At 66.4% G+C, this 25,928-nt stretch carries 21 protein-coding genes; 17 read left to right on the forward strand and 4 right to left on the reverse strand.

The window, feature by feature from the left end; genetic code table 11:
* Positions 1 to 27: 27 nt before the first annotated feature.
* From ACQR2C_RS21955 to ACQR2C_RS21970, 4 genes are all read left to right on the forward strand, one after another.
* Positions 28 to 1,206, forward strand: a complete 1,179-nt coding sequence (locus tag ACQR2C_RS21955) for a PA0069 family radical SAM protein (RefSeq protein ID WP_315802880.1) — start codon at positions 28 to 30, stop codon at positions 1,204 to 1,206.
* Between the two features lie 19 nt (positions 1,207 to 1,225).
* Complete coding sequence (locus tag ACQR2C_RS21960; protein ID WP_434882092.1) at positions 1,226 to 1,675, forward strand: VOC family protein; 450 nt, start codon at positions 1,226 to 1,228, stop codon at positions 1,673 to 1,675.
* 76 nt (positions 1,676 to 1,751) lie between these two features.
* Positions 1,752 to 2,606, forward strand: coding sequence for a ribonuclease HII (locus tag ACQR2C_RS21965; RefSeq protein ID WP_434882093.1), 855 nt, complete (start codon positions 1,752 to 1,754; stop codon positions 2,604 to 2,606).
* Positions 2,607 to 2,814: 208 nt separating this feature from the next.
* Positions 2,815 to 4,323 carry a glycosyltransferase family 39 protein gene (locus tag ACQR2C_RS21970; RefSeq protein ID WP_434873996.1) on the forward strand — a complete coding sequence of 503 codons (1,509 nt, stop codon included), beginning with the start codon at positions 2,815 to 2,817 and terminating at the stop codon, positions 4,321 to 4,323.
* A gap of 44 nt (positions 4,324 to 4,367) precedes the next feature.
* Here ACQR2C_RS21970 and ACQR2C_RS21975 read toward each other — a convergent pair whose 3' ends face one another.
* Positions 4,368 to 5,186 carry a uracil-DNA glycosylase gene (locus ACQR2C_RS21975; RefSeq protein WP_434882171.1) on the reverse strand — a complete coding sequence of 273 codons (819 nt, stop codon included), beginning with the start codon at positions 5,184 to 5,186 and terminating at the stop codon, positions 4,368 to 4,370.
* A gap of 304 nt (positions 5,187 to 5,490) precedes the next feature.
* On the opposite strand from ACQR2C_RS21975, the gene ACQR2C_RS21980 reads away from it, so the two are divergent.
* The 3 genes from ACQR2C_RS21980 to ACQR2C_RS21990 all read left to right on the forward strand — a co-directional run bounded on the left by ACQR2C_RS21980 (position 5,491) and on the right by ACQR2C_RS21990 (position 10,257).
* Positions 5,491 to 7,149, forward strand: coding sequence for an electron transfer flavoprotein-ubiquinone oxidoreductase (locus ACQR2C_RS21980; protein ID WP_434882094.1), 1,659 nt, complete (start codon positions 5,491 to 5,493; stop codon positions 7,147 to 7,149).
* Positions 7,150 to 7,390: 241 nt separating this feature from the next.
* Positions 7,391 to 9,187 (forward strand): tetratricopeptide repeat protein, encoded by a 1,797-nt coding sequence (locus ACQR2C_RS21985; RefSeq protein ID WP_315802828.1) that lies wholly within the window; start codon positions 7,391 to 7,393, stop codon positions 9,185 to 9,187.
* A gap of 167 nt (positions 9,188 to 9,354) precedes the next feature.
* Complete coding sequence (locus ACQR2C_RS21990) at positions 9,355 to 10,257, forward strand: 4-(cytidine 5'-diphospho)-2-C-methyl-D-erythritol kinase (protein WP_315802829.1); 903 nt, start codon at positions 9,355 to 9,357, stop codon at positions 10,255 to 10,257.
* A gap of 125 nt (positions 10,258 to 10,382) precedes the next feature.
* Here ACQR2C_RS21990 and ACQR2C_RS21995 read toward each other — a convergent pair whose 3' ends face one another.
* A complete protein-coding gene (locus tag ACQR2C_RS21995; protein ID WP_315717243.1) occupies positions 10,383 to 11,393 on the reverse strand; it encodes a polyprenyl synthetase family protein in 1,011 nt (336 codons plus the stop codon).
* A gap of 155 nt (positions 11,394 to 11,548) precedes the next feature.
* Here ACQR2C_RS21995 and ACQR2C_RS22000 point away from each other — a divergent pair, with 155 nt between their 5' ends.
* The 7 genes from ACQR2C_RS22000 to ACQR2C_RS22030 all read left to right on the forward strand — a co-directional run bounded on the left by ACQR2C_RS22000 (position 11,549) and on the right by ACQR2C_RS22030 (position 18,113).
* Positions 11,549 to 11,776: a DUF2007 domain-containing protein gene (locus ACQR2C_RS22000; protein ID WP_315802830.1), complete on the forward strand. Its 228-nt coding sequence runs from the start codon at positions 11,549 to 11,551 to the stop codon at positions 11,774 to 11,776.
* Positions 11,769 to 12,533: a tRNA1(Val) (adenine(37)-N6)-methyltransferase gene (locus ACQR2C_RS22005; protein ID WP_434882095.1), complete on the forward strand. Its 765-nt coding sequence runs from the start codon at positions 11,769 to 11,771 to the stop codon at positions 12,531 to 12,533. Before ACQR2C_RS22000 ends, ACQR2C_RS22005 begins: the two co-directional genes overlap by 8 nt.
* A gap of 243 nt (positions 12,534 to 12,776) precedes the next feature.
* Positions 12,777 to 13,679 (forward strand): S49 family peptidase, encoded by a 903-nt coding sequence (locus ACQR2C_RS22010; protein WP_315802832.1) that lies wholly within the window; start codon positions 12,777 to 12,779, stop codon positions 13,677 to 13,679.
* Between the two features lie 107 nt (positions 13,680 to 13,786).
* The gene (locus ACQR2C_RS22015; protein WP_315802833.1) at positions 13,787 to 13,978 is read left to right on the forward strand and encodes a hypothetical protein; all 192 of its coding nucleotides are present in this window, start codon (positions 13,787 to 13,789) and stop codon (positions 13,976 to 13,978) included.
* A 129-nt stretch (positions 13,979 to 14,107) separates the two neighbouring features.
* Positions 14,108 to 15,046, forward strand: coding sequence for a glycine--tRNA ligase subunit alpha (locus ACQR2C_RS22020; protein ID WP_315802834.1), 939 nt, complete (start codon positions 14,108 to 14,110; stop codon positions 15,044 to 15,046).
* 233 nt (positions 15,047 to 15,279) lie between these two features.
* Positions 15,280 to 17,517, forward strand: a complete 2,238-nt coding sequence (gene glyS, locus ACQR2C_RS22025; protein ID WP_434882096.1) for a glycine--tRNA ligase subunit beta — start codon at positions 15,280 to 15,282, stop codon at positions 17,515 to 17,517.
* Positions 17,518 to 17,519: 2 nt separating this feature from the next.
* Positions 17,520 to 18,113, forward strand: a complete 594-nt coding sequence (locus ACQR2C_RS22030; RefSeq protein WP_316217290.1) for a class I SAM-dependent methyltransferase — start codon at positions 17,520 to 17,522, stop codon at positions 18,111 to 18,113.
* Between the two features lie 169 nt (positions 18,114 to 18,282).
* Here ACQR2C_RS22030 and ACQR2C_RS22035 read toward each other — a convergent pair whose 3' ends face one another.
* A complete protein-coding gene (locus tag ACQR2C_RS22035; protein ID WP_316238244.1) occupies positions 18,283 to 18,636 on the reverse strand; it encodes a DUF1236 domain-containing protein in 354 nt (117 codons plus the stop codon).
* Positions 18,637 to 18,885: 249 nt separating this feature from the next.
* Between ACQR2C_RS22035 and ACQR2C_RS22040 the strand changes: the two genes are divergently transcribed.
* The 3 genes from ACQR2C_RS22040 (at position 18,886) to ACQR2C_RS22050 (ending at position 24,022) form a co-directional block, all read left to right on the forward strand.
* Positions 18,886 to 19,041 (forward strand): DUF3096 domain-containing protein, encoded by a 156-nt coding sequence (locus tag ACQR2C_RS22040; protein ID WP_012042558.1) that lies wholly within the window; start codon positions 18,886 to 18,888, stop codon positions 19,039 to 19,041.
* 93 nt (positions 19,042 to 19,134) lie between these two features.
* Positions 19,135 to 22,098: a pyruvate, phosphate dikinase gene (gene ppdK, locus ACQR2C_RS22045; protein ID WP_434882097.1), complete on the forward strand. Its 2,964-nt coding sequence runs from the start codon at positions 19,135 to 19,137 to the stop codon at positions 22,096 to 22,098.
* A gap of 442 nt (positions 22,099 to 22,540) precedes the next feature.
* The gene (locus tag ACQR2C_RS22050; protein WP_316178213.1) at positions 22,541 to 24,022 is read left to right on the forward strand and encodes a cell wall hydrolase; all 1,482 of its coding nucleotides are present in this window, start codon (positions 22,541 to 22,543) and stop codon (positions 24,020 to 24,022) included.
* Here ACQR2C_RS22050 and ACQR2C_RS22055 read toward each other — a convergent pair.
* On the reverse strand, positions 24,019 to 25,617 hold the full coding sequence (locus ACQR2C_RS22055; protein ID WP_315802840.1) for an L-aspartate oxidase: 1,599 nt from the start codon (positions 25,615 to 25,617) through the stop codon (positions 24,019 to 24,021). The two genes, ACQR2C_RS22050 and ACQR2C_RS22055, sit on opposite strands and share 4 nt — an antisense overlap.
* Positions 25,618 to 25,928 lie beyond the last annotated feature (311 nt).

A 25,928-nucleotide genomic window follows, 5' to 3' on the forward strand; every position in this document is an offset into this window, starting at 1 on the left:
GTTCTTTTTGTGTGCTATGTCTTGGCCATGAGCCGAGCATCTTCACATGCCCTCAAGCGCCCGCCGGTCCCGGTGCCCTCCGAGCCGGCGGGCGCGCCTTCTTTCGGTCCTGACAAGGACTTCCCGGAACTCGCGGTCGCCATCGAACGGGGCCGGCGCCGCGGCCGGGGTGCACAATCCAATGCGAGCGGCCGCTACGAGGCGGAGGCGCGCGTTGTCTTCGACGACGGCTGGCAGAGCCTCGAAGACCTGCCGCCGTTCAAGACCACGGTCGCGACCGATACCTCGCGCAAGGTCATCACCCGCAACGACTCGCCAGACATCGGTTTCGATCGCTCGATCAATCCGTATCGCGGCTGCGAGCACGGCTGTGTCTACTGCTTCGCGCGGCCGACCCATGCGTTTCTCGGGCTGTCGCCTGGCCTCGACTTCGAATCCAAGCTGTTCGTGAAGCCGGATGCGCCCGCGCTCCTGGAGAAGGAGCTCGCGGCCAGCGGCTACGAGCCGCGGATGATCGCGATCGGGACCAACACCGATCCCTACCAGCCGATCGAGCGCGAGCGGAAGATCATGCGCGGCATCCTCGAGGTGCTGGAAAAGGTTGGCCATCCCGTCGGGATCGTCACGAAGTCGGCGCTGGTGATGCGTGATGCCGACATCCTGGCGCGGATGGCCAAGAAGAACCTGGCGAAGGTCGCGATATCAGTGACCACGCTGGATCCGAAGCTGGCGCGCACGATGGAGCCGCGGGCCTCGACGCCGTCGAAGCGGCTGGAGGCGTTGCAGGCGCTGTCCAAGGCCGGCATCCCGACGACGGTGATGGTGGCGCCGGTGATCCCCGCGCTCAATGACAGCGAGATCGAGCGCATCCTCGATGCCGCCGCCCATGCCGGGGTCAAGGAAGCCTCCTATGTGTTGCTGCGGCTGCCGCTGGAGGTGCGCGACCTGTTCCGCGAATGGCTGCTCGAGCATTATCCCGACCGCTACCGCCACGTCTTCACCCTGATCCGCGACATGCGCGGCGGCCGCGATTACGACTCGCAATGGGGCACGCGGATGAAGGGGACAGGCCCGATGGCCTGGATGATCGGCCGCCGCTTCGAGATCGCCTGCGAAAAGCTTGGGCTGAACAAGCGCCGGACCAAGCTGACGACCGATCATTTCGTCCGGCCGAAGGGCGGCGGGCAGCAGCTCAGCCTGTTCTGACATGTGTGGAGGTGGCGCGATGAGTGCAGGTGCGGTTATCCCGCGGTTCACCGTCATCACACTCGGTGTATCCGAGATGCGGCGGAGCATCGCCTTCTATGCATCGCTCGGCTTCGTCAGAAAATTCCGCGCGACCGGCGAGGAAGTGGCATTCTTCGACACTGGCGGGACGGTGCTGGCGCTGTACCCGTGGAGCGCGCTCGCCCACGACGCGGGTGTGCCGGACACGCCGCGGCCGCAGGCATTCCGCGGCGTGACGCTGGCATGGAACTGCCGTTCGGAGGCCGAGGTCGATGCGGCGCTCGCGTCGGCAGTGGAGAAGGGCGCGCTGCTGCTGAAGCTCGCGCAACGGACCGACTATGGCGGTTACACCGGCTATTTTGCCGATCCGGACGGTCATGTCTGGGAAGTGGTGGTGGCGCCGGGAATCGATGTCGGCGACGATGATCGGGTGCATCTGCCGGCGTAGCCGGTTGCTGGAGAGGGTGCGAATAGCGGGGAATTGAGGTCCGTTCGGGTTGCACCGCCGCGGGCCGTTCCGCACCATGCCGGCCATGATTCGCGATCAGTCAAAGAAACCGGGCAGGGCGAAGGCCGCCAGCGGTGCCGTGGCGAAGAGCGCCGCTGCAAAGGCCGGGACCAAGCCTGCGCCGCAGAGCGCCAAGGGCAAGACCGCCGCCAAGCTCGGCAAGGGCGTCATCGCGGTGGCGCCGCCGAGCTTCCGGCGGGAGCGTGCGCTGCTGAAGCAGGGGATCTGGCCGGTCGCGGGCTGCGACGAGGCGGGACGGGGGCCGCTGGCTGGTCCGGTGGTCGCTGCTGCCGTGATTCTCGATCCCGCGCGCATTCCGAAGGGGCTCGATGATTCCAAGCGGCTGAGCGCGGAGCAGCGCGAGGCGCTGTTCGACAAGATCTGCAAGACGTCTGCGTTTGCGGTGGCCGTCGCCTCGCCGGCCCGAATCGACCGCGACAACATCCTGCGTGCCTCGCTGTGGGCGCTGTCTCGCGCCGTGAGGGCGCTGCCCGAGGCGCCGAAGCACGTGTTCGTCGACGGTCGCGACCGCATCGACGTCAATTGCGCGTGCGAGGCGGTGATCGGCGGCGATGGTCTGGTGATGTCGATCGCGGCCGCCTCGATCGTCGCCAAGGTCACGCGCGACCGGCTGATGTGCGCGCTGGCGCAGGATTGCCCCGGTTACGGATTCGAGCAGCACAAGGGCTATGCTGTGCCGGAACACCTCGCCGCATTGGACCGGCTCGGCCCCTCGGTACATCATCGCAGCCTGTTTGCGCCGGTCGTCGCCGCCCGGCGCAAGCATCAGCCCTGGACCGAGGTGCCGGAGCCCGACCTTTTCGCAGAGGTGACCGTGGTCACGTCCACCGAAATCTCGCTCGGGGCCTGATGCTGGTTGCCTCGATCGCGCCGCGGTCTTAAAGCTTGAGATAGCGAACCGGCACGAAGTGTCACTCCTCGCAGCGGGGGCGGTCTTGTGCGCCCCGATCATGCGGTATCGATTGCGGGCGTCGGACAGCGAGGCTGCTGCGGATGAGCGACGGTTCTGCCGGCCTCTTCGACGTCCTCAGCGATCCAGCTAAGCGATCCAGCCGTTCATGCGTTTCACGTCACTGGTTGTCGAACTGATCCGCGCAAGGCCGCGGCTGGTCGTCGTCATCGTGGTGCTGTGCCAGGCCCTGATGTGGCTCGGCGTGGCCGTGCTGTTCTATCGCAGCCCGCCCGGCCAGCTTGCCACCACCATCGCGTTCGGACGCGAGTACCAGGTCGGCACCGATCTCGGCCCGCCACTGTCGTTCTGGCTGTCGGACATTGCCTATCGCCTCGCCGGCGATCATCTGCTCGGCGTCTACGTGCTGGCCGTGCTGTGCTCGGCGCTCAGTCTGTGGGTGATGTATCTCCTCGCGGCGGCGATCGTCGGCGGCCAGCAGGCGGTGCTCGCCGTGCTGCTGACCATGACCATCACCGCGTTCGGTGCGCCCACGCTGGAATTCGGTCCGGAGGTGCTGGCGCGTCCGCTCTGGGCGCTGCTGCTGCTCCATAGCTGGCGGATTCTCGGCGAGGGCCGGCGCAACGCCTGGTTTGCCTGGTCGATCGAGGCCGGCCTGCTGCTGCTGACCACGCCGGCCGCCGCCGGCCTGCTGCTGCTGATCGCGGGCTTCGTGGTCTCGACCGCGCAGGGCCGCCGCGTGCTGCGCTCGTTCGATCCGCTGTTCGCGCTGCTTGTGGTGGTGGCGCTGGCACTGCCTTATCTCATTTTCGTGCTGCGTTCCGACAGCGTCGGCCTACCGGCGCTGCCCGTTCTCGCCGAGCTCTCGGTGCGCGCCTGGCATTGGCTCGCGCTGGCGGGGGGACTGCTGCTGGCGATCTCGGCCGTGCTGCTGCTGGTGCTGCTCGACGCCGGCTGGATCGATCGCGGCGAGACCGATGCGCCGATCATCTATCGCCGCTCGGTGCCGCCACTCGCGCGCGACTTCGTCTATTGCTTCGCGATTGCACCAGCGCTGGCGGGCAGTCTGATCTCCGCTCTGTTCGGCCTCCCGACCGTGTACGGCGGCACTGCCGTGACCCTGACCATGGTCGGCCTTGCCCTGGTGGTCGCGTCGGGCGATCTGATCTATCTGCGGCGGCAGCGGCTGCTGCGCCTGGTCTGGGCGGTTGCGGTCGCCGCGCCCGCCATCCTCGCGGCGGGCAGCGCTGTGGTGCTGCCGTTGCTCGGCGACCGCGAGGTCGCGACGGCGATGCCGGCCCGCGACATCTCCCGTTTCTTCGTCGAGAGTTTCGAGCGCCGTACCAACCAGCGGCTGCAGGCGGTCGCCGGCGATCCGCAGCTCGCCAGCCTGGTCGCGCTCGGCCGCCGCCGCGCGCATCTGTTCCTCGATGCCACCCCGCAGCGGACGCCCTGGGTCACGCCGGCCAAATTCGCCGAGAGCGGCGGCGTCGTGGTGTGGCGCGCCTCCGACACGGTCGGCACCCCCCCGCCGGAGATCGCCCAGCGCTTTCCCGGGCTGGTGCCGGAGGTGCCGCGCAGCTTCGACTGGCTGATCAACGGCCGCCAGCCGGTGCTGCGCATCGGCTGGGCGATCGTGCGGCCCAAAGGACCGTAACGTTTCGCCGCGCTTCGCTTGCAATGACACCGAGAGACTGGGGCTCAGACCGCCAGCATCGTCGCGATCGCGCGCAGGTCCTGCCAGGACAGCCGCTTGTAGGACGGCGAGCGCAACAGATAGGCCGGATGGAACGTCGCGATCGCGCGGATGGTGCGCTTGCCGGTGTCGTAGTCGCGCCATTTGCCGCGGGTGCGCATGATGCCCTCGGTGGTGCCGAGCAGCGCCTGGGTCGACGGGTTGCCGAGCGTCACCAGCACGTCCGGATCGACCAGCTCGATCTGGCGGCGGATGAACGGCAGGCAGATCTGCGTCTCCTGCGGCGTCGGCGTGCGGTTGCCGGGCGGGCGCCAGGGAATGACGTTGGCGATGTAGACCTTGCTGCGGTCGAGCCCGATGGCGGCGATCATGCGGTCGAGCAGCTTGCCGGAGCGGCCGACGAATGGCAGGCCCTCGATGTCCTCGTCGCGGCCGGGCGCCTCGCCGACCAGCATGATGCGCGCCTGCGGATTGCCGTCGGCGAACACCAGCCGCGACGCCGTCTGCTTCAGCGCGCAGCCGTCGAACGTCTCCAGCAGCGCGCGCAGCGCCTCCAGGGTCGGTGCTGTCCGCGCCGCCTCGCGGGCCGAGGCGACGGCCGCTTCCGGCGGAGGCGGCGGTTCGCCGCGCGGCGGAATGATCGCCGGCGCCGACAGCCGGCCGGCCTGCGGCGGCGCCGCCTGATGGGCGGCAGGTCCGGCAGCGGGCGCGGCGTCGGGCTCCACCAGCCGGTTGATGGGCTCGTCGGCCAAGGCGCAATCGACTCCCGCCTCCAGATAGAAGGCGAGCAATTGGCGGACGTCGGGGAGGGGCTCGGGGGTCATCATGATCGATCGTCGCCATAGTGTACGCCGCCTCGGCGCATGGCGGAATGCATTTCGGTGGTTGTCCTGCCCCGAAAAATCGGAAACAAGAGCTTGGAATAACCCAAAAAAGGGACGGAACGCCCTAGTGTTCCGGCGCCAGCCTTCGCTCCCCTCGGGACCTGCCCATCAGCGAACCGCCGGCGCCTCCAGGAACCCTAGTTAAGTCATTGTTGCTGTTGCAGCTCCGGGTTTGACCTTTGCACGCGCCAGGGGGATGCAAAGGCCAGATCCACTGCACCGGCCGGGCCTGAGATTGAGAGACATGAGCACCGAAGAGTTACCTCCGCGCGAATCCATGGAGTTCGACGTTGTCATCGTCGGCGCCGGCCCGTCGGGCCTGACTGCCGCGATCCGGCTGAAGCAGCTCAATGCCGACCTCAACATCGTCGTGGTCGAGAAGGGCTCCGAGGTCGGCGCGCACATTCTGTCTGGTGCGGTGATCGATCCGGCTGCGCTCGACAAGCTCATTCCCGATTGGCGCTCGGACGATGATTGCCCGCTGAAGACCCAGGTCAAGGTCGACAAGTTCTTCTGGATGACCGAAAGCAGCGCGATCTCGCTGCCGGGCTTCGCGATGCCGCCGCTGATGGACAATCATCATTGCTACATCGGCTCGCTCGGCAATGTCTGCCGCTGGCTGTCGCGCAAGGCCGAGGCGCTCGGCGTCGAGATCTATCCGGGCTTCGCGGCCACCGAGGTGCTGTATGACGAGCAGGGCGCGGTGCGCGGCATCGCCACTGGCGACATGGGCATCGGCAAGGACGGCAAGCCGAAAGCCTCGTTCACCCGCGGCATGGAGCTGCTCGGCAAGTACACGCTGTTCGCTGAGGGTGCGCGCGGCAGCCTGTCCAAGCAGCTGATTTCGAAGTTCGCATTGGACGCCAAGAGCGAGCCGGCGAAATTCGGCATCGGTCTCAAGGAGGTCTGGCAGATCGATCCCACCAAGCACCAGAAGGGCCTGATCCAGCACTCGTTCGGCTGGCCGCTCGACATGAAGACCGGCGGCGGCTCGTTCCTGTATCACTATGACGACAACCTCGTCGCGGTCGGCTTCGTTGTCCACCTGAACTACGACGATCCCTATCTGTCGCCGTTCGAGGAATTCCAGCGCTTCAAGACCCATCCCTCGATCCGCGGCGTGTTCGAGGGCGGCAAGCGGCTTGCCTACGGGGCGCGCGCGATCACCGAGGGCGGCTATCAGTCGGTGCCGCGGCTGTCGTTCGCCGGCGGCGCGCTGATCGGCTGCGCGGCGGGCTTCGTCAACGTGCCGCGCATCAAGGGCGTGCACAATGCGATGGGCAGCGCGATGCTCGCGGCCGAGCACGTCAATGCCGCGCTCGCATCCGGCCGCGCCAATGACGAGCTGGTGAGTTACGAGAACGCTTGGCGCGGCTCGCCGGTGGGCGAGGACCTGTTCAAGGTCCGCAACGTCAAGCCGCTGTGGTCGAAGTTCGGCACCGTGCTCGGCGTCGTCCTCGGCGGCTTCGACATGTGGTGCAACACGCTCGGCTTCTCGCTGTTCGGCACCCAGTCGCACGCCAAGCCCGATCGCGCCACGCTCGATCCCGCCAAGGCGCATCAGCCGAAGCCTGCGATGAAGCCGGACGGCAAGCTGACCTTCGACCGGCTGTCCTCGGTGTTCCTGTCGAACACCAATCACGAGGAAGACCAGCCGGTGCATCTGAAGGTCGCCGACATGGCGCTGCAGAAGAGCTCCGAGCACGACGTCTATGCCGGGCCGTCCAACCGCTATTGCCCGGCGGGCGTGTACGAATGGGTCGAGGAGGGCACGAGCCCGCGCTTCGTGATCAACGCGCAGAACTGCGTCCACTGCAAAACCTGCGACGTCAAGGATCCCAACGGCAACATCACCTGGGTTCCTCCGGAAGGCGGCGGCGGGCCGAACTACGAGGCGATGTAGCCTCCGCATGCGCACGATTGCGTGAGTCGGCTGCCCCGGGGAGGGCAGCCGGCCACGATACGGCCATACTGGCGCGGTTTGACGCAGGTCACCTTCGCCAAAGGGGCTCCCGGCTGACCCGAATATCCTGCAAATCCTTGCGGTTGGCCGCCAAACGCGGCATTGTCGGCGCCTTGAAGAGCTGCCGATCGGGTTCGTGTCCGTACCGATCCGTCATTTCCAACAACCAGAGCGCACCGTGATGTTGTCAATTCGCAATCGCTGGACCGCAATTGCCGTTTCTGCCTTGCTGCTCCCCGGTGCCGTCCTGGCCCAGACGCCGGATCATCCTGCGGATAACGCCGCAAAATTTCCAACCAGCGTCGATCTGAAGTCGCTCACCACATCGGGCAGCTATCTGGCGGCCCGCCACGCCAGCGTCGAGCGCGACGCAGCCTCGGCGGCGGCGTTCTACCGCTCGGCGCTACGCAGCGACCCGAAGAACAACGAGCTGCTCGACCGCGCCTTCATCTCCTCGGTTGCCGATGGCGACATCGACGAGGCCGTGAAGCTCGCCGAGCGCGTGCTCACGATCGACAAGTCGAACCGCATCGCGCGGCTCGTGGTCGGCGTGCAGGACATCAAGCAGAAGAAATACGCGGCTGCCCAGACCAACATCAACCAGTCGGTGCGCGGGCCGATCACCGATCTCGTCGCCACCTTGCTGTCGGCGTGGGCCGCGGCGGGCGCGGGCGATTCGAAGACCGCCGTCGCCAATATCGACAAGCTGACCGGTCCCGAATGGTATCCGCTGTTCAAGGACCTTCATGCCGGCATGATCCTGGAGCTGGCCGGCAAGGAGAAGGACGCCGGCACCCGGTTCGAGCGCGCCTACAAGCTCGACGATTCGATGCTGCGCATCACCGAGGCCTATGCGCATTGGCTGTCGCGCAACAAGGATGCGGCGGCGGCGACCGCGATCTATGAAGCCTTCGACAAGAAGCTCGCGCGCCATCCGCTGGTGCAGGAGGGCCTGCGCGAGACCAAGGCCGGCAAGAAGCTGCCGCCGCTGGTCGACTCGCCGCAGGCCGGCGCCGCCGAGGCGCTGTACGGCATCGGCGCCACCTTGAGCCGCCGCGGCGGCGAGGATCTGGCGCTGGTCTATCTGCAGCTCGCGCTGCACCTGCAGCCGAATCATCCGCTGGCGCTGCTGTCGCTCGCCGATCTCTACGAGACGGTGAAGAAGCCGCAGATGGCGATCAAGGTCTATGAGCGCGTGCCGGCGAGCTCGCCGCTGAAGCGCAACGCCCAGATCCAGCTCGCCACCGATCTCGACAGCGCCGACCGCAGCGACGAGGCGATCAAGATCCTCAAGGACGTGATTGCCCAGGATCCGAAGGATCTCGAGGCGATCATGGCGCTCGGCAACATCGAGCGCGGCCGCAAGAAGTTCGCCGATTGCGCCAAGACCTATTCGCTCGGCGTCGATTCGCTGCCCGCCAACAACGACAAGGCCAACAGCGTCTATTACTACTATCGCGGCATCTGCCTGGAGCGCTCCAAGCAGTGGCCGAAGGCCGAGGCCGACATGCGCAAGGCGCTCGAGCTGCAGCCCGACCAGCCGCACGTGCTGAACTATCTCGGCTATTCCTGGATCGACCAGGGCATCAATCTCGACGAAGGCATGAAGATGATCAAGCGCGCCGTCGAGCAGCGGCCCGACGACGGCTACATCGTCGACTCGCTCGGCTGGGCCTATTACCGCATCGGCAATTACGAGGAGGCGGTCAAGAACCTCGAGCGCGCGATCGACCTCAAGCCCGAGGATCCGACCATCAACGACCATCTCGGCGACGCCTATTGGCGCGTCGGCCGCAAGCTGGAAGCCAAGTTCCAGTGGGCCCATGCCCGCGACCTGAAGCCGGAGGCCGAGGAGCTGCCGAAGATCGAGGCCAAGATCCAGAATGGCCTGCCGGATGATCCGGCGCCCGCTGCGGCCAGCAACGACACCAAGGACACGCCGTCCGACGCCAAGAAGGACGATGGCAAGGGCGGCTAGTTCGTCCTGATCGCGATATGAGAGCCATCACGGGCTCCTCGGCTTGCCGGGGAGCCCGGATGATTTTGATGAAGGGGTGGCGGTTGTCGGCCACGTCCGTTTCGGCCTGGGCCGCAGCGCGTTGGCAACCGACCTCCACCACCGAACATGCTGGGGGCATTGCGCCGATGTTGGCGTCCACGGTCACCGGCGCGCTGCAGGAGCAGGGGCGCGCCAAGGTCAATCTGACCCTGCGGGTCGTCGGCCGCAGGGTCGACGGCTATCATGATCTCGAAAGCGTCGTTGCTTTTGCCGACTGCGCGGACCAGCTGACGCTGGTGCCGGGCCCGGAGCTGACGCTGACGACGACCGGTCCTCTGGCGGACGCCTGCGGCGAGACCACGGACAATCTGGTGCTGAAGGCGGCGCGGCTGCTGGCGGAGGCCGTTCCCGGCCTGAAGCTCGGCGCCTTCACCCTCGAGAAGGTGCTGCCGGTCGCGGCGGGCATTGGGGGCGGCTCCGCCGATGCGGCGGCGGCGCTGCGGTTGCTGGCGAAACTGAATGGCCTGTCCCTGGACGACCCGCGCCTCGCGGCGGTGGCCTTGAAGACCGGCGCCGACGTGCCGGTTTGCGTGCCCTCGCGCGCCTGCACCATGACGGGCGTCGGCGAGAACCTGCAGCCGCTCGCGCTTCCCGTCCTGCCCTGCGTGATGATCAATCCGCGCGTGCCGGTGGCGACCAAGGACGTGTTCCAGGCGCTTGGTCTCAAGCCGGGCGATCTGCTGATCGGGGTGACGGATGTTCTCACCGCGCCGTCCTGGCCGAAGGCCGGAGCCTCGGTCGGCGGCTGGGTCGATGCACTCGATCAGGTGCGCAACGACCTCGAGCCGCCGGCGCTGAAGGTGCAGCCGATCATCGGCACCGTGCTCGAGGCGCTGCGCACGAGCGCGGGCGTGCTGCTGGCGCGGATGTCGGGCTCCGGCGCGACGTGCTTTGCGATCTATGGCAGCAAGGCCGACGCGAAGGCCGCCGGCGCCGCGATCGCCGCCGCGCATCCCGAATGGTGGGTGCATGCGGGGACGCTGAGCTAACTCATCAGCATCTGCGAAACGACTGCCCAATACAGCGCCCTCGCCCCAAGGCGAAGCTTCGCTTCGCCTTGGGGCGAGGGCCCTTTCACGAGCGCCGTAGTCGAAGCGACAGTCGCTTGAAGCAACTAATGCGACCGTGCCAGGCAGAATGCGACGACCTGCTCCAGCGCGGTCTTCATCGGTGAGGCCGGGAACAGCGCCAGCGCATCGACGGCCATCGCGCCATAGTGATGCGCGCGGCTGATCGTGTCCTCCAGGGCGCGGTGCTTGTTCATCAGCCCGATCGCATGGTCGAGATCGTGATCGCTGATCTCGCCGCGCTCCAGCGCCTTGATCCAGAAGGCACGCTCGCTGTCGCTACCGCGGCGGAACGCGAGCACCACCGGCAGCGTGATCTTGCCCTCGCGGAAATCGTCGCCGACATTCTTTCCGAGCTTGGCGGCCTTGCCGCCATAGTCGAGCACGTCGTCGACGAGCTGGAAGGCGATGCCGAGATTCATGCCGAAGGACCGCGAGGCGGTCTGCTCGGCCTTGGGCCGATCGGCGAGCACCGGCCCGACCTCGCAGGCCGCGGCGAACAGCTCGGCGGTCTTGCCGCGGATCACGGCGAGATATTCGTCCTCGGTGGTGGCGGTGTTCTTGGCGGCGGCAAGCTGCATCACCTCGCCCTCGGCGATGGTGGCGGCAGCGGCGGAGAGAATGTCGAGCGCGCGCAGCGAGCCGACCTCGACCATCATGCGGAACGCCTGGCCGAGCAGGAAGTCGCCGACCAGCACGCTGGCCTCGTTGCCCCACAGCATGCGCGCGGACAATTTGCCGCGGCGCATTTCGCTCTCGTCAACCACGTCGTCATGCAGCAGCGTCGCCGTGTGCATGAACTCGACGGCCGCGGCGAGCTTGACGTGACCGTCGCCGGTGTAGTCGGTGAGATGAGCCATCGCCAGCGTCAGCATCGGCCGCAGCCGCTTGCCGCCGGAGGAGATCAGGTGGTTTGCGACCTCCGGGATCATCGTGACGTCCGACCCGGTGCGAGACAAAATCGTAGCGTTGACCCGTTCCATGTCGGCTGCGACCAGCGCGACCAGCCCATCGATGGAGGCTCCCGATGGACTCTCGAAAGGTACGATAACCGCCACTCTGGTCTCCGATTTTGCTATGCTCGAAACGACAATAGAAACTGCGGCCGCGGGCGGCAAGGGCAGACACGGAACCTTGACCCAGGCCTTGTTGACCCAAGCCTTCTTCTTGACCCAAGCCCTTCTTGACCCAGGCCCGCATGGAGACATAACGATTGAAGGAATTGGTTCGGACCAATGATATCGTGCTGGTTTCGGCGATAGGGGCGCTGCTCGACGGCGCCGACATCCATCACCTCGTGCTCGATCAGAACATGAGCATCATCGAGGGCTCGCTCGGCATCCTGCCGCGGCGGATCCTCGTGCATGAGGACGACATTCTCCAGGCCCGGCGGCTTCTCACCGACGCCGGTCTGGCGCATGAACTGCGCCCTGATGAGTGACGCTGTCGACATTTCGGAGGACGCCGTGCTCGGCGGCCAATTGCGCCTGCGGCAGCCCACGACGGGCCATCGCGCCGGCCACGACGCAATCCTGCTGGCGGCGGCGACGGCCGCGCGTTCGGGCGATCGCGTGGTCGATCTCGGTGCCGGCGTGGGGACGGCCGGGCTGGCCTTGGCCCGGCGCGTGGGCGGTCTCAGCTTGACGCTGGTCGAGCGCGAGCCGGATCTGGCGCGGCTCGCGCGCGACAACGCACGCGCCAATGCGTTGCCGGCGGAGGTCGTGGCGCTGGACGTCGCCGCGGACGCGGCTGCTTTCGCTGCCGCAGGGCTCGGGCCCGATAGTGTCGACGTCGTGCTGATGAATCCGCCGTTCCACGATGTTGCCCGTCACCGTGCCTCGCCCGACGCCGCGCGCGCGACCGCGCACATGGCAACGGCGACGACGTTGGAGATCTGGACGCATGCCGCGCGGCGGATGCTGAAATCCGGCGGCGTGCTGACCTTGATCTGGCGGGCCGATGGTTTGAGCGAGGTGGTCGCGGCGCTGGCGCGCGGCTTCGGCAGTCTTGCCGTTCAACCGGTTCATGGCCAGGCGGGCAAGCCGGCGATCCGTATCCTGGTCCGGGCCGTTAAGGGAGGGCGGGCGCCGACCCAGATTCACGCCGGAGTGGTGCTGAATGAGGTGGCAGGTGTGCCGAATGACGAGGCCGTGCGCGTGCTGTCGGGGCAGGGGGCGCTGGCCTTGAGCACCCCCTGAACGGTTGATCGTGGTCGGGCGTTATTGCGTCTGAGCTTCCGACTGGCGTTCGGTTACCGTCGTGAAACGGATCGCAGTCAATAGAGTACCGATCAGCAGCATCAACAGGTAGACCTTCATGTATTCCTCCGCCGCACTCTGCACCTTGTGCTCGCCGTGCAATTGCCCAGGGCATTGCAAGGCTCGTTCCAGCCCTTTGGATGGCAGCGGCGCGATAAAAAATGGTAAATCCGAGGTAACTGAATGGTGGACAATTTGACACAACCCAGCGATGCAGCCGGGCTCTTCGATCGGCTGAAGGCGCTGCTTCCGGCGCGGCTGCGCGGCGTCCCGGTGGTGCCGGTCGTCCGTCTGTCCGGCGTGATCGGCGCGGTGACGCCGTTGCGGCCGGGGCTGACGCTCGCGGGCGTCGCCAAGGTGCTGGAGCGGGCGTTCTCGATGCGCAACGCCAAGGCCGTGGCGCTGGTGATCAATTCGCCGGGCGGCTCGCCGGTGCAGTCGCGCCAGATCTACTTGCGCATCCGCCAGCTCGCGGCGGAGAAGAAGCTGCCGGTGCTGGTGTTCGTCGAGGATGTCGCGGCGTCCGGCGGCTACATGATTGCGTGCGCCGGCGACGAGATCTTCTGCGATCCGTCCTCGATCCTCGGCTCGATCGGCGTGGTCGGCGGCTCGTTCGGGCTGCAGGACCTGATCAAGAAGATCGGCATCGAGCGCAGGCTCTATACCGCCGGCGAGCACAAGGCGATGCTCGATCCGTTCCTGCCGGAGAATCCCGACGACGTGGCGCGGCTGAAGAAGATCCAGCGCGAGATCCACGCGCTGTTCATCTCGCTGGTCAAGGAGAGCCGCACCACCCGGCTGAAGGGCGCCGACGATGTGCTGTTCACCGGCGAGTACTGGGCCGGCGACAGCGCCGTCACGCTGGGGCTGGCGGACGCCATCGGCGACCTCCGCGCGGTGCTGCGCGCCCGCTTCGGCGACAAGGTCGCTATGCCCGTGGTGGCGCCCGCCGGCGGCCTGCTGTCCGGGCTGCTCGGACGGCGGGCGGCAGGCGCCGGGAGCCTGGGGATCGGTTGGACCGGGCTAGCGGAGGAGCTGATCTCCGCGGTCGAAACCCGGGCGATCTGGGCTCGTTTCGGGTTCTAGAACCCGGGGGGCGCGCCATTTCGCCCCTCGCAATCCGATTGCGGGGGGAACCGGGATCGGCGACAATGGGAATCGGGGTGGCTCTGTTCATGAACGAGGATCGACCAATGCCGCCGTTCGTTGCTTTCGCGGGTATGCTGGGCGGGCTAGCCGTGGTTCGCTGGGCCTACAAGGCCGCGCAGAAGATCAACCGCGAGCTCGAAGAGGCGCGGCTGTCACGCGTCGCCGAGGCCGCGCGGGCCGCCGAGATCAAGACTCTGCGCCGCGATCCCGTCACCGGCGCCTACCGGCCGGGCTGACACGCTCCGCCGACCTTCGAACGACGGGACGTCGCCGTCGTTTCGAGGGCCCTATTGCCTTGATTCCTGATGGCCCCGCCGATACGGTCCGCGCGCTTTTCCGACGCCTGCGAAAGACCGATACCGACGATGGACTCGCTGCCTCTGCACATGCGCCCCGAACGTTCGTTCCAGGGCTTCATCCTGGCCCTGCAACGGTTCTGGGCCGAGCAGGGCTGCGTGATCCTGCAGCCCTACGACATGGAGATGGGCGCCGGCACCTTCCACCCGGCGACGACCTTGCGCGCGCTCGGGCCGAAGCCGTGGAATGCCGCCTACGTGCAGCCGTCGCGGCGGCCGAAGGACGGCCGCTACGGCGAGAATCCGAACCGGATGCAGCACTACTATCAGTTTCAGGTGATCATGAAGCCGTCGCCACCGAACCTTCAGGAATTGTACCTGAAGTCGCTCGGCGCCATCGGCATCGACGCCGCCGTGCACGACATCCGCTTCGTCGAGGACGACTGGGAGAGCCCGACGCTCGGCGCCTGGGGTCTTGGCTGGGAGTGCTGGTGCGACGGCATGGAAGTGTCGCAGTTCACCTATTTCCAGCAGGTCGCCGGCTTCGAATGCGCGCCGGTCGCGGGCGAGCTCACCTACGGCCTCGAGCGCCTGGCGATGTACGTCCAGGGCGTCGACCGCGTCTATGACCTCAACTTCAACGGCCGCGACGGCGACGCCAAGGTCACCTATGGCGACGTCTTCCTGCAGGCCGAGCGCGAATATTCGCGGCACAATTTCGAGCATGCCGACACCGACATGCTGTTCGAGCAGTTCAAGATGGCCGAGGGCGCCTGCCGCAAATATCTCGACGCCGGTTGGCGTGACGGCAATCGCCGGGAGCACCAGATGGCGCTGCCGGCCTACGACCAGTGCATCAAGGCCAGCCACGTCTTCAACCTGCTCGACGCCCGCGGCGTCATCTCCGTCACCGAACGCCAGAGCTACATCCTGCGCGTCCGCGAGCTCGCCAAGGCCTGCGGCGAGGCCTGGCTGCATACGGAAGCGGGCGGGGCGGGCGCTGGTTAGAACGAACGCGGCTGCGTCCGGGGCCTCATGGTTCGAGACGCGCCGCCTGCGGCGCTCCTCACCATGAGGGTCTTTCGGATCTCGCCGCAAAATCAGACCTCGTCCTGAGGAGCCCGCCTTCGCCGGGCGTCTCGAAGGACGGTGGGAGGCAAGCTGCTTTCCACGAGTTTAGCAATTCGCGATGGCCTGTCCCTCCAGGGGAAGGTGGTTCTTCGTGCAGAGAGACTTGAGACATGCCCGACCTTCTCCTCGAACTGTTCTCCGAAGAAATCCCCGCGCGCATGCAGGCCAAGGCGGCGGATGACCTGCGCCGCATGGTGACCGACAAGCTGGTCGCCGAGGGGCTCGTCTATGAGGGCGCCAAGGCGTTCGCGACGCCGCGGCGGCTGGCGCTGACGGTGCACGGCATTCCGGCGCGGCAGGCGGACCTGAAAGAGGAGCGCAAGGGTCCGCGCGTCGGCGGCGCTGACGCGGCGATCCAGGGATTTCTGAAAGCAACCGGCCTGTCCTCGATCGAGGAGGCCACGATCCAGCGCGATCCGAAGAAGGGCGATTTCTACGTCGCGCTGATCGAGAAGCCCGGCCGCGCCACGCTCGACGTGCTCGCCGAGATGCTGCCGGTGATCGTGCGCACATTCCCGTGGCCGAAATCGATGCGCTGGGGCAAGCGCTCGGAAAAGCCTGGTGCGCTGAACTGGGTGCGTCCGCTGCACGCGATCACCGCGACCTTCGGCCTGGAGACCGAGGAGCCCGACGTGATCAGCTTCGCCGTCGACGGCATCGAGGCGGGACAGACCACGTTCGGCCACCGCTTCATGGCGCCCGCGCCGATCTCGGTGCGCCGCTTCGAGGATTATGAGGCGAAGCTGCTCGACGCCAAGGTCGTGCTCGATCCTGACCGCCGCAAGGACACCATCGTCACCGACGCCAAGCAGCTCGCGTTTGCGCAAGGCTATGAGCTGGTCGAGGACCCCGTATTGCTCGATGAGGTCGCGGGCCTGGTCGAATGGCCGGTGGTGCTGATGGGATCGTTCGATCCGGAGTATCTGAAGGTCCCCGGCGAGGTGATCCGCGCCACCATCCGCAACAACCAGAAATGCTTCGTGGTCCGCGATCCCAAGACCGGAGGTCTCGCGCCAAAATTCATCCTGACCGCGAACATCGAGGCGACCGACGGCGGCAAGACCATCATCGCCGGCAACGAGCGCGTCATCCGCGCCCGCCTGTCGGATGCGAAGTTCTTCTATGAGACCGACCTCAAGACGAAGCTCGAGGACCGGCTGCCGAAGTTCGAGCAGATCGTGTTCCACGAGAAGCTCGGCACCCAGGCCGCGCGGATCAGGCGGATTGAACTGCTCGCGGCCGAGATCGCACCGCTGGTGGGAGCCGACATCGAACAGACGAAGCGCGCCGCCAAACTCGCCAAGGCTGATCTGCTCACCGAGGTCGTCGGCGAGTTTCCGGAAGTGCAGGGCCTGATGGGCAAGTACTATGCCCTGGCGCAGGGCGAGGACGCCTCGGTCGCGGCGGCTATCGAGGAGCACTATAAGCCTCAAGGGCCAAGCGATCGCGTGCCGACCAGCCTCGTGAGTGTCGCCGTGGCGCTCGCCGATAAGATCGATATTTTGGTCGGTTTCTGGGCCATTGATGAAAAGCCGACTGGTAGTAAGGACCCTTACGCTCTTCGTAGGGCCGCTCTGGGCGTAATAAGATTGATCATAGAGAACAAGTTGAGGCTGAGGCTTATAAACGAAGCTTTCCTGCTACCCTTCGTTTTCGTTCATGGCGACATCGCCAAGGCGGCAACGCGACCAGCTTGGGATCATCTAACCTCGGCCCAAAGTATCCTAGATGATGATGAGGTGCTTCACGCGGCGTTTCAGAAGTACTCCGATCGGATGCTGCTCGTTGATCGAGATGAGTTGCTTGGTCGTACCAATCAACTGAGCGATCTCCTCTCCTTCTTCGCCGACCGCCTCAAGGTCCAACTGCGCGAACAGGGCGCCCGCCACGATCTCGTCGACGCGGTGTTCGCGCTAGGCGGGCAGGATGACCTGCTGATGGTGGTCCGCCGCGTCGAGGCGCTCGGCAAATTCCTCGAGACTGACGACGGCAAGAACCTGCTCGCCGGCACCAAGCGCGCGTCCAACATCCTCGCCATCGAGGAGAAGAAGGACAAGCGCAAGTTCGAGGGCGCGCCGGATGTTGCGCTCTATAAGCTCGAGGAGGAGAAGGCGCTGGCCCAGGCGATCGGTGAGGTCGGCTCTGAAGCCGCCGCTGCCGTCGCCAAGGAGGATTTTGCCGCGGCGATGCGCGCGCTGGCGAAGCTGCGTCCGGCGGTCGATGCGTTCTTCGACAAGGTGAAGGTCAACGACGACGACGCGGCCATCCGCGAGAACCGACTCAGGCTGCTGAACGAGATCCGTAGCGCGACGCGCGCGGTCGCGGACTTCTCCAAGATCGAGGGCTGAGGATGGACCACCCGACGCTCGCCGCCTATGACCGTGAGGCGGCGGCGTTCGCGGCCGACTGGCATGCGCAGCCGGCGTCGGCCGATCTCCACGCCATCGTCAGGCGCTTCCTCGTGTCCGGTGGCCGCACCGCGGACATCGGCTGCGGCAGCGGCCGCGAGGTCGGCTGGCTGAATGCCAACGGGTATCCTGCGGAAGGTTTCGACGCGTCGGAGGGACTGCTGGCTGAAGCCCGCACGCGCTATCCGAACGCGTCGTTCACGCATGCCGAACTGCCTGCCCTCACCAACATCGCAGATGCAAGCTTCGACAACGTGCTGTGCGAGACCGTGCTGATGCATCTCGATCGCAGCGACGTGGTGCCGTCGGTGCGGCGGATGCGCGCGATCACGAAGCCCGGTGGCGTCCTGTATCTGAGCTGGCGGGTGACGGAGCAGGCCGATCAGCGCGATGCCCACGGCCGGCTCTATGCGGTGGTCGATCTCGCAACAATCCGCTCACTCTTCAAAGCTGACACGAGCCTGCTCGACGAGGATGTGGTCAGCGCCTCCTCGGGCAAGCTCATCCATCGCCTGGTGGTGAAGATGGCTGCCTGAGCGCAACTGCGCCCTGGCTCACAGCAGGCGTCGTGGACCGCCCTTCGATCGCGTCGCGACGCTTTCGATGACGACGAAAAAAGTAAGCCCCGCCCGGCGGGGGGAACCGGGCAGGGCCTTTACATCTGGCCGCTTGCGGGGGCGTTGGCGACCAAATGCAGCTCTATAACTACTCAACCACCTGAATGATCCGCCGGGATCGCGGTTCGACCAGAACAGTTTCGCCGTTGACCACGGTGTAACGGTACGGTGTCGCACCGAAGCGCTGCGGGACGTCGTAGTATGTAACACCGGACTCCGGCAGCACGGCGCCAACAACTACGCGATCAGGGATCACATAGTTGGGAACACGCTCGCGGACGACATATTCGCGAAACTCCGGCCGGCGCTCGACCGTGATCACTGGAGCGTCCTCCTCGACCACGACGCTGCGGCCGACGCCCGTCGTGTAGGATTGCGCCTGTGCGGTCGCCGGAATCACGACTGCGGCCACGAGGGCAGCAAGGGTGAGATGGGTTCGCATGGACGGGACTCCTGAGCTGTTGATCGCTGAGAGAGACCGGCGCGTGCCGGCACCTGCTTCCCAATGCCCGCAACAGATCATCGTTCCGCGCGGCGGACGGTGGAACCGGCGGCATTTTTGCGGCAGATCCAGTGGTGGGGGAACCGGAACTCGTGCCGTGCGTCTCCTATTCCGCCACGATAGGCCAGGATAAAGTCCGGCCAAATCGAATCGTCCCAGCCTCGTCCTTCAATCATTCAGAGCTCGTCGATGACCCTGACCGTTGCCCATATCTCGCCGATCATGTCCGTGATCGCCGGCGTCCTGATCCTGATCATGCCGCGCCTGCTGAACCTGATCGTTGCGATCTTCCTCATCCTGAACGGCCTGATCGGCATGGGCCTGCTGAAGTGGCTGCACTTCTAGTCCCAAGGTCGGGAACCCCCGAGCTTGCGCCGCAGCGCCCAAAGTGGTGTAAGGCGCGCGATTTCTCCTCCCATTTGCGGATCGAAGCACCTCATGGCCAAAGCGGTAGCGAAGTCTAAGAAAGTTACAGCGAAATCAAAGCCTTCCAAGCCGGGCAAGGCCAAGACCGCAGCACTCGCTCCGCCGCGCAAGGCGCTCAAGACGGCGTCGAAGCCCGTTGCCAAGGCCCCGGCCAAGGTCGCGCCCAGGTCTGCACCGAAAGCGCCGGTGAAAACCGCTCCGAAGAAGCCGGCCAAAACGGCTGCCAGGCCGGTCGCCAAGGCCGCGAAGGTGTCCGCGGCGAAGGCCCCGGCCAAGAGCGCGGCCACCGCGATCAAGCCGAACAAGTGGGTCTACACCTTCGGTGACGGCAAGGCCGAAGGTAAGGCCGGCCTGCGCGACCTGCTCGGCGGCAAGGGCGCCAATCTGGCCGAGATGGCCAATCTCGGCCTGCCGGTGCCTCCGGGCTTCACTATTCCGACATCGGTCTGCACCTACTTCTACGCCAACGACAAGACCTACCCGAAGGAGCTGCAGTCGCAGGTCGACAAGGCGCTCGACTACATCGGCAAATTGACCGGCAAGAAATTCGGCGATCCGGAGAACCCGCTGCTGGTCTCGGTGCGCTCCGGCGCCCGCGCCTCGATGCCTGGCATGATGGACACCGTGCTCAATCTCGGTCTCAACGACCAGACGGTGGAGGCGCTGGCGTCGCTGTCGGGCGATCGCCGCTTCGCCTTCGACAGCTATCGCCGTTTCATCACGATGTATTCGGATGTCGTGCTCGGCTTCGAGCACCATCATTTCGAGGACATCCTCGACAGCTTCAAGGACGCCCAGGGCTATCAGCTCGATACCGATCTCTCCTCCGAGGACTGGGAGATGCTGGTCGGCAAGTACAAGGAAGCCGTCGCCCACGAGACCGGCAAGGACTTCCCGCAGGACCCGCATGACCAGCTCTGGGGCGCCATCGGCGCGGTGTTCTCATCCTGGATGAACGCGCGCGCGGTGACCTATCGCAAGCTGCACGACATTCCGGAATCCTGGGGCACCGCCGTCAACGTCCAGGCCATGGTGTTCGGCAACATGGGCGACACCTCGGCCACCGGCGTCGCCTTCACCCGCAATCCCTCGACCGGCGAGAGCAAGCTCTACGGCGAGTTCCTGATCAATGCGCAGGGCGAGGACGTCGTCGCCGGCATCCGCACCCCGCAGGACATCACCGAGGATGCCCGCGTCGAATCCGGCTCCGACAAGGCGTCGATGGAAGTCGCGATGCCCGACGCCTTCAAGGAGCTGACCCGCATCTACACGCTGCTCGAGCAGCACTACCGTGACATGCAGGACATGGAGTTCACGGTCGAGCGCGGCAAGCTGTGGATGCTGCAGACCCGCAGCGGCAAGCGCACCGCCAAGGCGGCGCTGCGCATCGCCGTCGAGCTCGCCAATGAGGGCCTGATCTCGGAGAACGATGCCGTGCTCCGCGTCGACCCGGCCTCGCTCGATCAGCTCCTGCACCCGACCATCGATCCCGCCGCCAAGCGCGATGTGGTCGCGACCGGCCTGCCGGCCTCGCCGGGAGCGGCCTCGGGCGAGATCGTGTTCTCCTCGGACGAGGCCACCAAGCTGCAGGCCGACGGTCGCAAGGTGATCCTGGTCCGCATCGAGACCTCGCCGGAGGATATCCACGGCATGCATGCCGCCGAGGGCATCCTGACCACGCGCGGCGGCATGACCTCGCACGCCGCCGTCGTCGCGCGCGGCATGGGCAAGCCATGCGTCTCCGGCTGCGGCACGATCCGCGTCGACTACGGCCGGGGCACGATGAGCATCGGCTCGCGCACCTTCAAGACCGGCGACGTCATCACCATTGACGGCTCCGTCGGCCAGGTGCTGGCCGGCCGCATGCCGATGATCGAGCCGGAGCTGTCCGGCGAGTTCGGCACCCTGATGGGCTGGGCGGACGCCGTGCGCGAGACCGGCGTGCGCGTCAATGCCGACACCCCGGAGGATGCGCGCACCGCCATCAAGTTCGGCGCCGAGGGCATCGGCCTGTGCCGCACCGAGCACATGTTCTTCGAGGAGACGCGCATCCGCACGGTGCGCGAGATGATCCTCTCAGAGGAAGAGCAGGAGCGCCGCGCCGCGCTCGCCAAGCTGCTGCCGATGCAGCGCGCCGACTTCGTCGAGCTGTTCGAGATCATGAAGGGGCTTCCCGTCACGATCCGTCTGCTCGATCCGCCGTTGCACGAGTTCCTGCCGCACACCCAGGCCGAGGTCGAGGAAGTCGCGCGCGCGATGAATACCGATCCGCGTCGCCTGGCCGACCGCGCCCGCGAGCTCTCCGAGTTCAACCCGATGCTCGGCTTCCGCGGCTGCCGTCTGGCGATCGCCTATCCGGAGATCGCGGAGATGCAGGCGCGCGCGATCTTCGAGGCGGCGGTCGAGGCCGAGAAGCGCACCGGCGAGGCCGTCGGCCTCGAAGTGATGGTGCCGCTGATCGCGACCAAGGCCGAGTTCGATCTGGTCAAGGCGCGCATCGACGCGATGGCGCAGGCGGTGATCCGCGAGACCGGCGCCAAGCTGGAGTACCAGGTCGGCACCATGATCGAGCTGCCGCGTGCCGCGCTGATGGCCGGCCAGATCGCGGAAGCCGCCGAGTTCTTCTCGTTCGGCACCAACGATCTGACGCAGACCACCTACGGCATCAGCCGCGACGACGCCGGCAGCTTCCTCGGCGCCTACGTCGCCAAGGGCATCCTCGAGATCGATCCGTTCATCTCGATCGACCGCGAGGGTGTCGGCGAGCTGGTCAAGATCGGCGTCGAGCGCGGCCGCGCCACGCGGCCCACGCTCAAGGTCGGCATCTGCGGCGAGCATGGCGGCGATCCGGCCTCGGTGGCGTTCTGCCACAAGGTCGGCATGAACTACGTCTCGTGCTCGCCCTACCGCGTGCCGATCGCGCGCCTCGCCGCCGCGCAATCCGCGCTCGGCAAGGAGATCGCGAGCCAGGCCTGATCTTGCTGCGATCGATCTGATCTGATGAAGGCCGGCACATGTTGCCGGCCTTTTTCATTGCTGAGGGTTCGTCACCATGGGGCGCACACGTGACGCAAGCTGCACTCCTTCTCCAACACTGCCGTCATTCTGGGGGCGCTCCGGAATGACGAGTGGAGAGAGCAACGGCGCAGGTCCGATGGAACACTCCGCCGCCGTCAATTATGCGCAGATGATTTTCATTCACCGCGTTCGTTGACCGAATGTTCACCGTTCTCGTCGGCGCGCTCTTTACCACACATATCGATCGCAAAACGCTCTGCAACTTCCCCGCTTGCCTGTCTCACGATTGCAACGCGGATTAACTCCTCGGCAACCTAAACCCGATACGAAGAGAGAAGATCGAATTGCACGGAAGCACTGTTGTTCGGTCGATCCAGTAAGCGTTGCGTTGAGCGTACCGATGTTAGTTCTGCGTCCCGGTCCGAAGGGCGCGCGATATGCGTCCTTCGGACTCGGTCTCTGCGTCTTCGCTCTGATGCCGACAGAGACCGGGTATCAAGACATCGCTTCTCTGCTCGCCCGCCAGCCGGGCGTCGCCGAGCGTTGGCAGAAGCGCGTGTTCTCGGCTGCGGCCTCCATTCAGCTCGCTACCTACAGTTTCGGCCGTCCGATCGGAACCTCGGCGCCGCAGGCGGGGAGCATCCGCCTCGCGAGCCTCGATGGTCGCGGCCTCGACATCACCGGGTCGACGCCGCGCAATCCGGTGCTGCAGGTTCCGCCGCGCTACCAGGCCTCCGACTTTCCCAAGGTCGATCGCACGCTGAAGGGCGATCGTCTCGTCGTGCGCCCGCCGACGGTGCCGGCGCAGCCGACCGAATCGGCCGCGCCCGTCGAGCCCGCGCCGTCCGAGCCCGCGCCAACGCCATCGACACAGCCCGATTCGAACTCCTCGGTGTTCGGCGCCAAGACGACGGAAGCGCCGGCGCAGGCGCCGCTCCCGCAGCGCGCTGCACTCGATCCCGAATTGCAGGAGGCGCTGAGCGCGCCGCCGCTCGCGCAATACGACGCGACGAAGTCCGAGATCCAGCCCTCGGGCGAGCTGAAGCCTGCAACCGATCAGATCCTGGTGGACGGCGCCGTCAGCTATGACGGCCTCAACGTCAAGACGTCCAATCTCTATTTCGGCACGTCGTCGCTGGGCGGTGCTGCCGGCACCATGGAGACATGGCTGCCGGGCGAGGCGCCGCTGATCGTGATGCCGGATCCGGACCTCAAGCCGATGGCGGTGCTGTCACAGCCGGCCGACGATGCTGCCAAGGCCGGTGATGGCGGCGAGAGCATCGCGCCGAAAGGCGAGGTCAACGCCGACAATCAGCGCGACAGGACTCCGGCTGAACGCCTGGGGCTCACCGACGAGAAGGCGCGCTTCAAGTCCGAGAAGTGCCTCGCTGAAGCGGTCTATTTCGAATCCCGCGGCGAGGCGGTGCGCGGCCAGATGGCCGTGGCGCAGGTCGTGCTGAACCGGGCGTTCTCCGGCTACTATCCCACCACGGTGTGCGGCGTGGTCTACCAGAACAAATACCGCCACTTCGCCTGCCAGTTCACCTTCGCCTGCGACAACAATCCGGAGGTCATTCGCGAGCCCGAGATGTGGGACCGCGCCAGGAAGATCGCGAAGGCCATGCTCGACGGCCAGATCTGGCTGCCGGAGGTTGGCAAGTCGACCCACTATCATGCCTATTGGGTGCGGCCATCCTGGGTCGCCGAGATGAAGCGGATGTACAAGTTCGGCGTCCACACCTTCTACCGGCCGAAGAAGTGGGGCGACGGCAGCGACGCGCCGAGCTGGGGCACGCCACAGCAGACGGCGGCCATTTCGGCCGAGCTCACCGAGGCCGCCAAGAGCGAGGCCGAGATCAATCCGAACTGGACGCGGCGCTAGGCGCTGAGCGAGCGTGGCAGGCGCACCGTCGGCCGCGCGCTGAGCTCGTCGGCGATTTCGCGCGCCGCCGTGAGCGTCGTCATCGTCCGCTGCGCAAAGCCCGGATTCTCGGCCGGGCAATCGGCGCGGCAATGCGCGCCGCGGCTCTCGCGCCGGCTCCAGGCCGCGGTGGCGATCAGCAGCGCGGCGCTCGCCATGTTGCGCAGCCTCGGGCTGCCGGCGTCGCGCTCCATCCTGGCAATCGCGGCGATGGCCTCGGCCAGCCGCTCCTCGTCGCGGATGACGCCGAGCTGGCTCGTCATCATCTCGCGCAGCGACACCTCGGCAGCGCCCGCACAGGATCCGGCCGGATCGGCGAACGCAACGTGCTGCAGGGTGGAGGAGGCGGTGAACGTCCGGCCGGAGATGTCGTCGGCAATCCGCCGGGCGAACACCAGCGCGCCGAGCAGCGCGTTGCCGGCGATGTGATTGGCGCCATCCGTTGCCGTCGCGGCGACTTCACCTGCCGCCCAGAGCCCCTCGATCGTGCTGCGGCCCCGCGCGTCGACCGCGATCCCGCCCATGTGGAAATGCGCCGCCGGCGCCACTGGAATCGGCTGGCGGGTCGGATCGAGCCCCGCGGCGGCGCAGGCCCGGTGCAGCATCGGATAGCGCTCGGCGACGTCGTCATCGAGCACGTCGCGCGCATCGAGAAAGGCGCCGCGTCCGGCGATGATCTCGGCCATGACGCCGCGGGCCACCGTGTCGCGCGGGGCAAGATCGACCAGCGGATGGCGCGGCAGCATGAAGCGCTGGCCGCGCCGGTTGACCAGGATCGCGCCGGCGCCGCGCAGACTCTCGCTCACAACCGGCGCCGGATCGCGACCGGTCATCATCGCGGTCGGATGAAACTGCACGAACTCCGGATCGGCAATCACCGCACCGGCGCGCGCGGCGATGGCGAGACCGATGCCGGTGGCGTGCGGCGGATTCGTGGTCGCCGCGAACAGCCGGCCGATGCCGCCGGTGGCCAGCACGATTGCCGGCGCTGCGATCAGCATCGGCGCGGCCGCGTCGTCATCGGTCGGCCGCAGTTGCAGGCCACGCACCGCGCCGTCTTCCGTCAGCAGCGCGTCGGCGACATGGCCCTCGATGATGCGGATCGAGGGCGTCGCGCGCACGGCTTGCGACAGCGCGGTGATGATCGCCTGTCCGGTGAAGTCCCCGCGAACGCTGAGAATCCGTCGCGCGGCGTGCGCAGCCGCACGAGACGTCGCCAGCCTGCCGCCGTGATCACGATCGAATGTCACGCCGAGGCGGACCAGGTCCTCGATCGCGGCCGAAGCATCGCGCGCGAGCGCCAGCGCAGCCGTCGCGTCGACCAGGCCGCCACCCGCAGCGATCATGTCGGCGGCGTGGGTATCGGGGCTGTCGCCGGATGACACCGCTGCCGCGATGTCGGCCTGCATCGTCGTGCCGAACGAGGCCTCGCCCAATGAGGTGGCGGAGATCAGCGTGACCGGCTGCGGGGCGAGCTTCAGCGCGCAGAACAGTCCGGCAACTCCGGCGCCGACGATCACGACGTGGCCGGATGTCTCGATCTGATCGTGGTCCATGTGCTGTCCAAATTCCACATTCCGTGCGCATGTGTACCGCGGTACCTGTTAGTTCTTCTTCAGAGACTTCCTTCGCTGTTTATTGGTGTTTGGCGACAAATAGCGGCCGTTCTGAAGGTCGCTCCCGCGCAGGATGAATCGTCGTTCGCGACTCGCGCATCAGGACGTTTCCCGCCGGGATAAAGACGCAGGAGCGAGTTCCGCTGCCGGAACTCGCTTCGGATGACACCTGCTCATGGCTGGCCGCCACATCGAAATTTTTCATGGCTGGGTTCCGCTTTTGAGCTTGGGAGTTCAATGCAGATGCATTA

Origin of the sequence: Bradyrhizobium sp. HKCCYLRH3061 (genome assembly GCF_051168015.1) — a bacterium.
Classification (GTDB): domain Bacteria; phylum Pseudomonadota; class Alphaproteobacteria; order Rhizobiales; family Xanthobacteraceae; genus Bradyrhizobium.

Bases quoted from the DNA above. Each gene is read 5' to 3' on its own strand.
- glyS (WP_434882096.1), top strand. From the start codon at position 15,280: ATGCCCGACCTTCTCCTCGAACTGTTCTCCGAAGAAATCCCCGCGCGC.
- ACQR2C_RS22020 (WP_315802834.1), top strand. From the start codon at position 14,108: ATGGACTCGCTGCCTCTGCACATGCGCCCCGAACGTTCGTTCCAGGGC.
- ACQR2C_RS22015 (WP_315802833.1), top strand. From the start codon at position 13,787: ATGCCGCCGTTCGTTGCTTTCGCGGGTATGCTGGGCGGGCTAGCCGTG.
- ACQR2C_RS21975 (WP_434882171.1), bottom strand. From the start codon at position 5,186: ATGACCCCCGAGCCCCTCCCCGACGTCCGCCAATTGCTCGCCTTCTAT.
- ACQR2C_RS21965 (WP_434882093.1), top strand. From the start codon at position 1,752: ATGCCGGCCATGATTCGCGATCAGTCAAAGAAACCGGGCAGGGCGAAG.
- ACQR2C_RS21970 (WP_434873996.1), top strand. From the start codon at position 2,815: ATGCGTTTCACGTCACTGGTTGTCGAACTGATCCGCGCAAGGCCGCGG.
- ACQR2C_RS22040 (WP_012042558.1), top strand. From the start codon at position 18,886: ATGACCCTGACCGTTGCCCATATCTCGCCGATCATGTCCGTGATCGCC.
- ACQR2C_RS22005 (WP_434882095.1), top strand. From the start codon at position 11,769: ATGAGTGACGCTGTCGACATTTCGGAGGACGCCGTGCTCGGCGGCCAA.
- ACQR2C_RS22050 (WP_316178213.1), top strand. From the start codon at position 22,541: ATGTTAGTTCTGCGTCCCGGTCCGAAGGGCGCGCGATATGCGTCCTTC.
- ACQR2C_RS22055 (WP_315802840.1), bottom strand. From the start codon at position 25,617: ATGGACCACGATCAGATCGAGACATCCGGCCACGTCGTGATCGTCGGC.
- ACQR2C_RS22035 (WP_316238244.1), bottom strand. From the start codon at position 18,636: ATGCGAACCCATCTCACCCTTGCTGCCCTCGTGGCCGCAGTCGTGATT.
- ACQR2C_RS22030 (WP_316217290.1), top strand. From the start codon at position 17,520: ATGGACCACCCGACGCTCGCCGCCTATGACCGTGAGGCGGCGGCGTTC.
- ACQR2C_RS22010 (WP_315802832.1), top strand. From the start codon at position 12,777: ATGGTGGACAATTTGACACAACCCAGCGATGCAGCCGGGCTCTTCGAT.
- ACQR2C_RS21980 (WP_434882094.1), top strand. From the start codon at position 5,491: ATGAGCACCGAAGAGTTACCTCCGCGCGAATCCATGGAGTTCGACGTT.
- ACQR2C_RS21955 (WP_315802880.1), top strand. From the start codon at position 28: ATGAGCCGAGCATCTTCACATGCCCTCAAGCGCCCGCCGGTCCCGGTG.
- ACQR2C_RS21985 (WP_315802828.1), top strand. From the start codon at position 7,391: ATGTTGTCAATTCGCAATCGCTGGACCGCAATTGCCGTTTCTGCCTTG.
- ACQR2C_RS21960 (WP_434882092.1), top strand. From the start codon at position 1,226: ATGAGTGCAGGTGCGGTTATCCCGCGGTTCACCGTCATCACACTCGGT.
- ppdK (WP_434882097.1), top strand. From the start codon at position 19,135: ATGGCCAAAGCGGTAGCGAAGTCTAAGAAAGTTACAGCGAAATCAAAG.
- ACQR2C_RS21990 (WP_315802829.1), top strand. From the start codon at position 9,355: ATGTTGGCGTCCACGGTCACCGGCGCGCTGCAGGAGCAGGGGCGCGCC.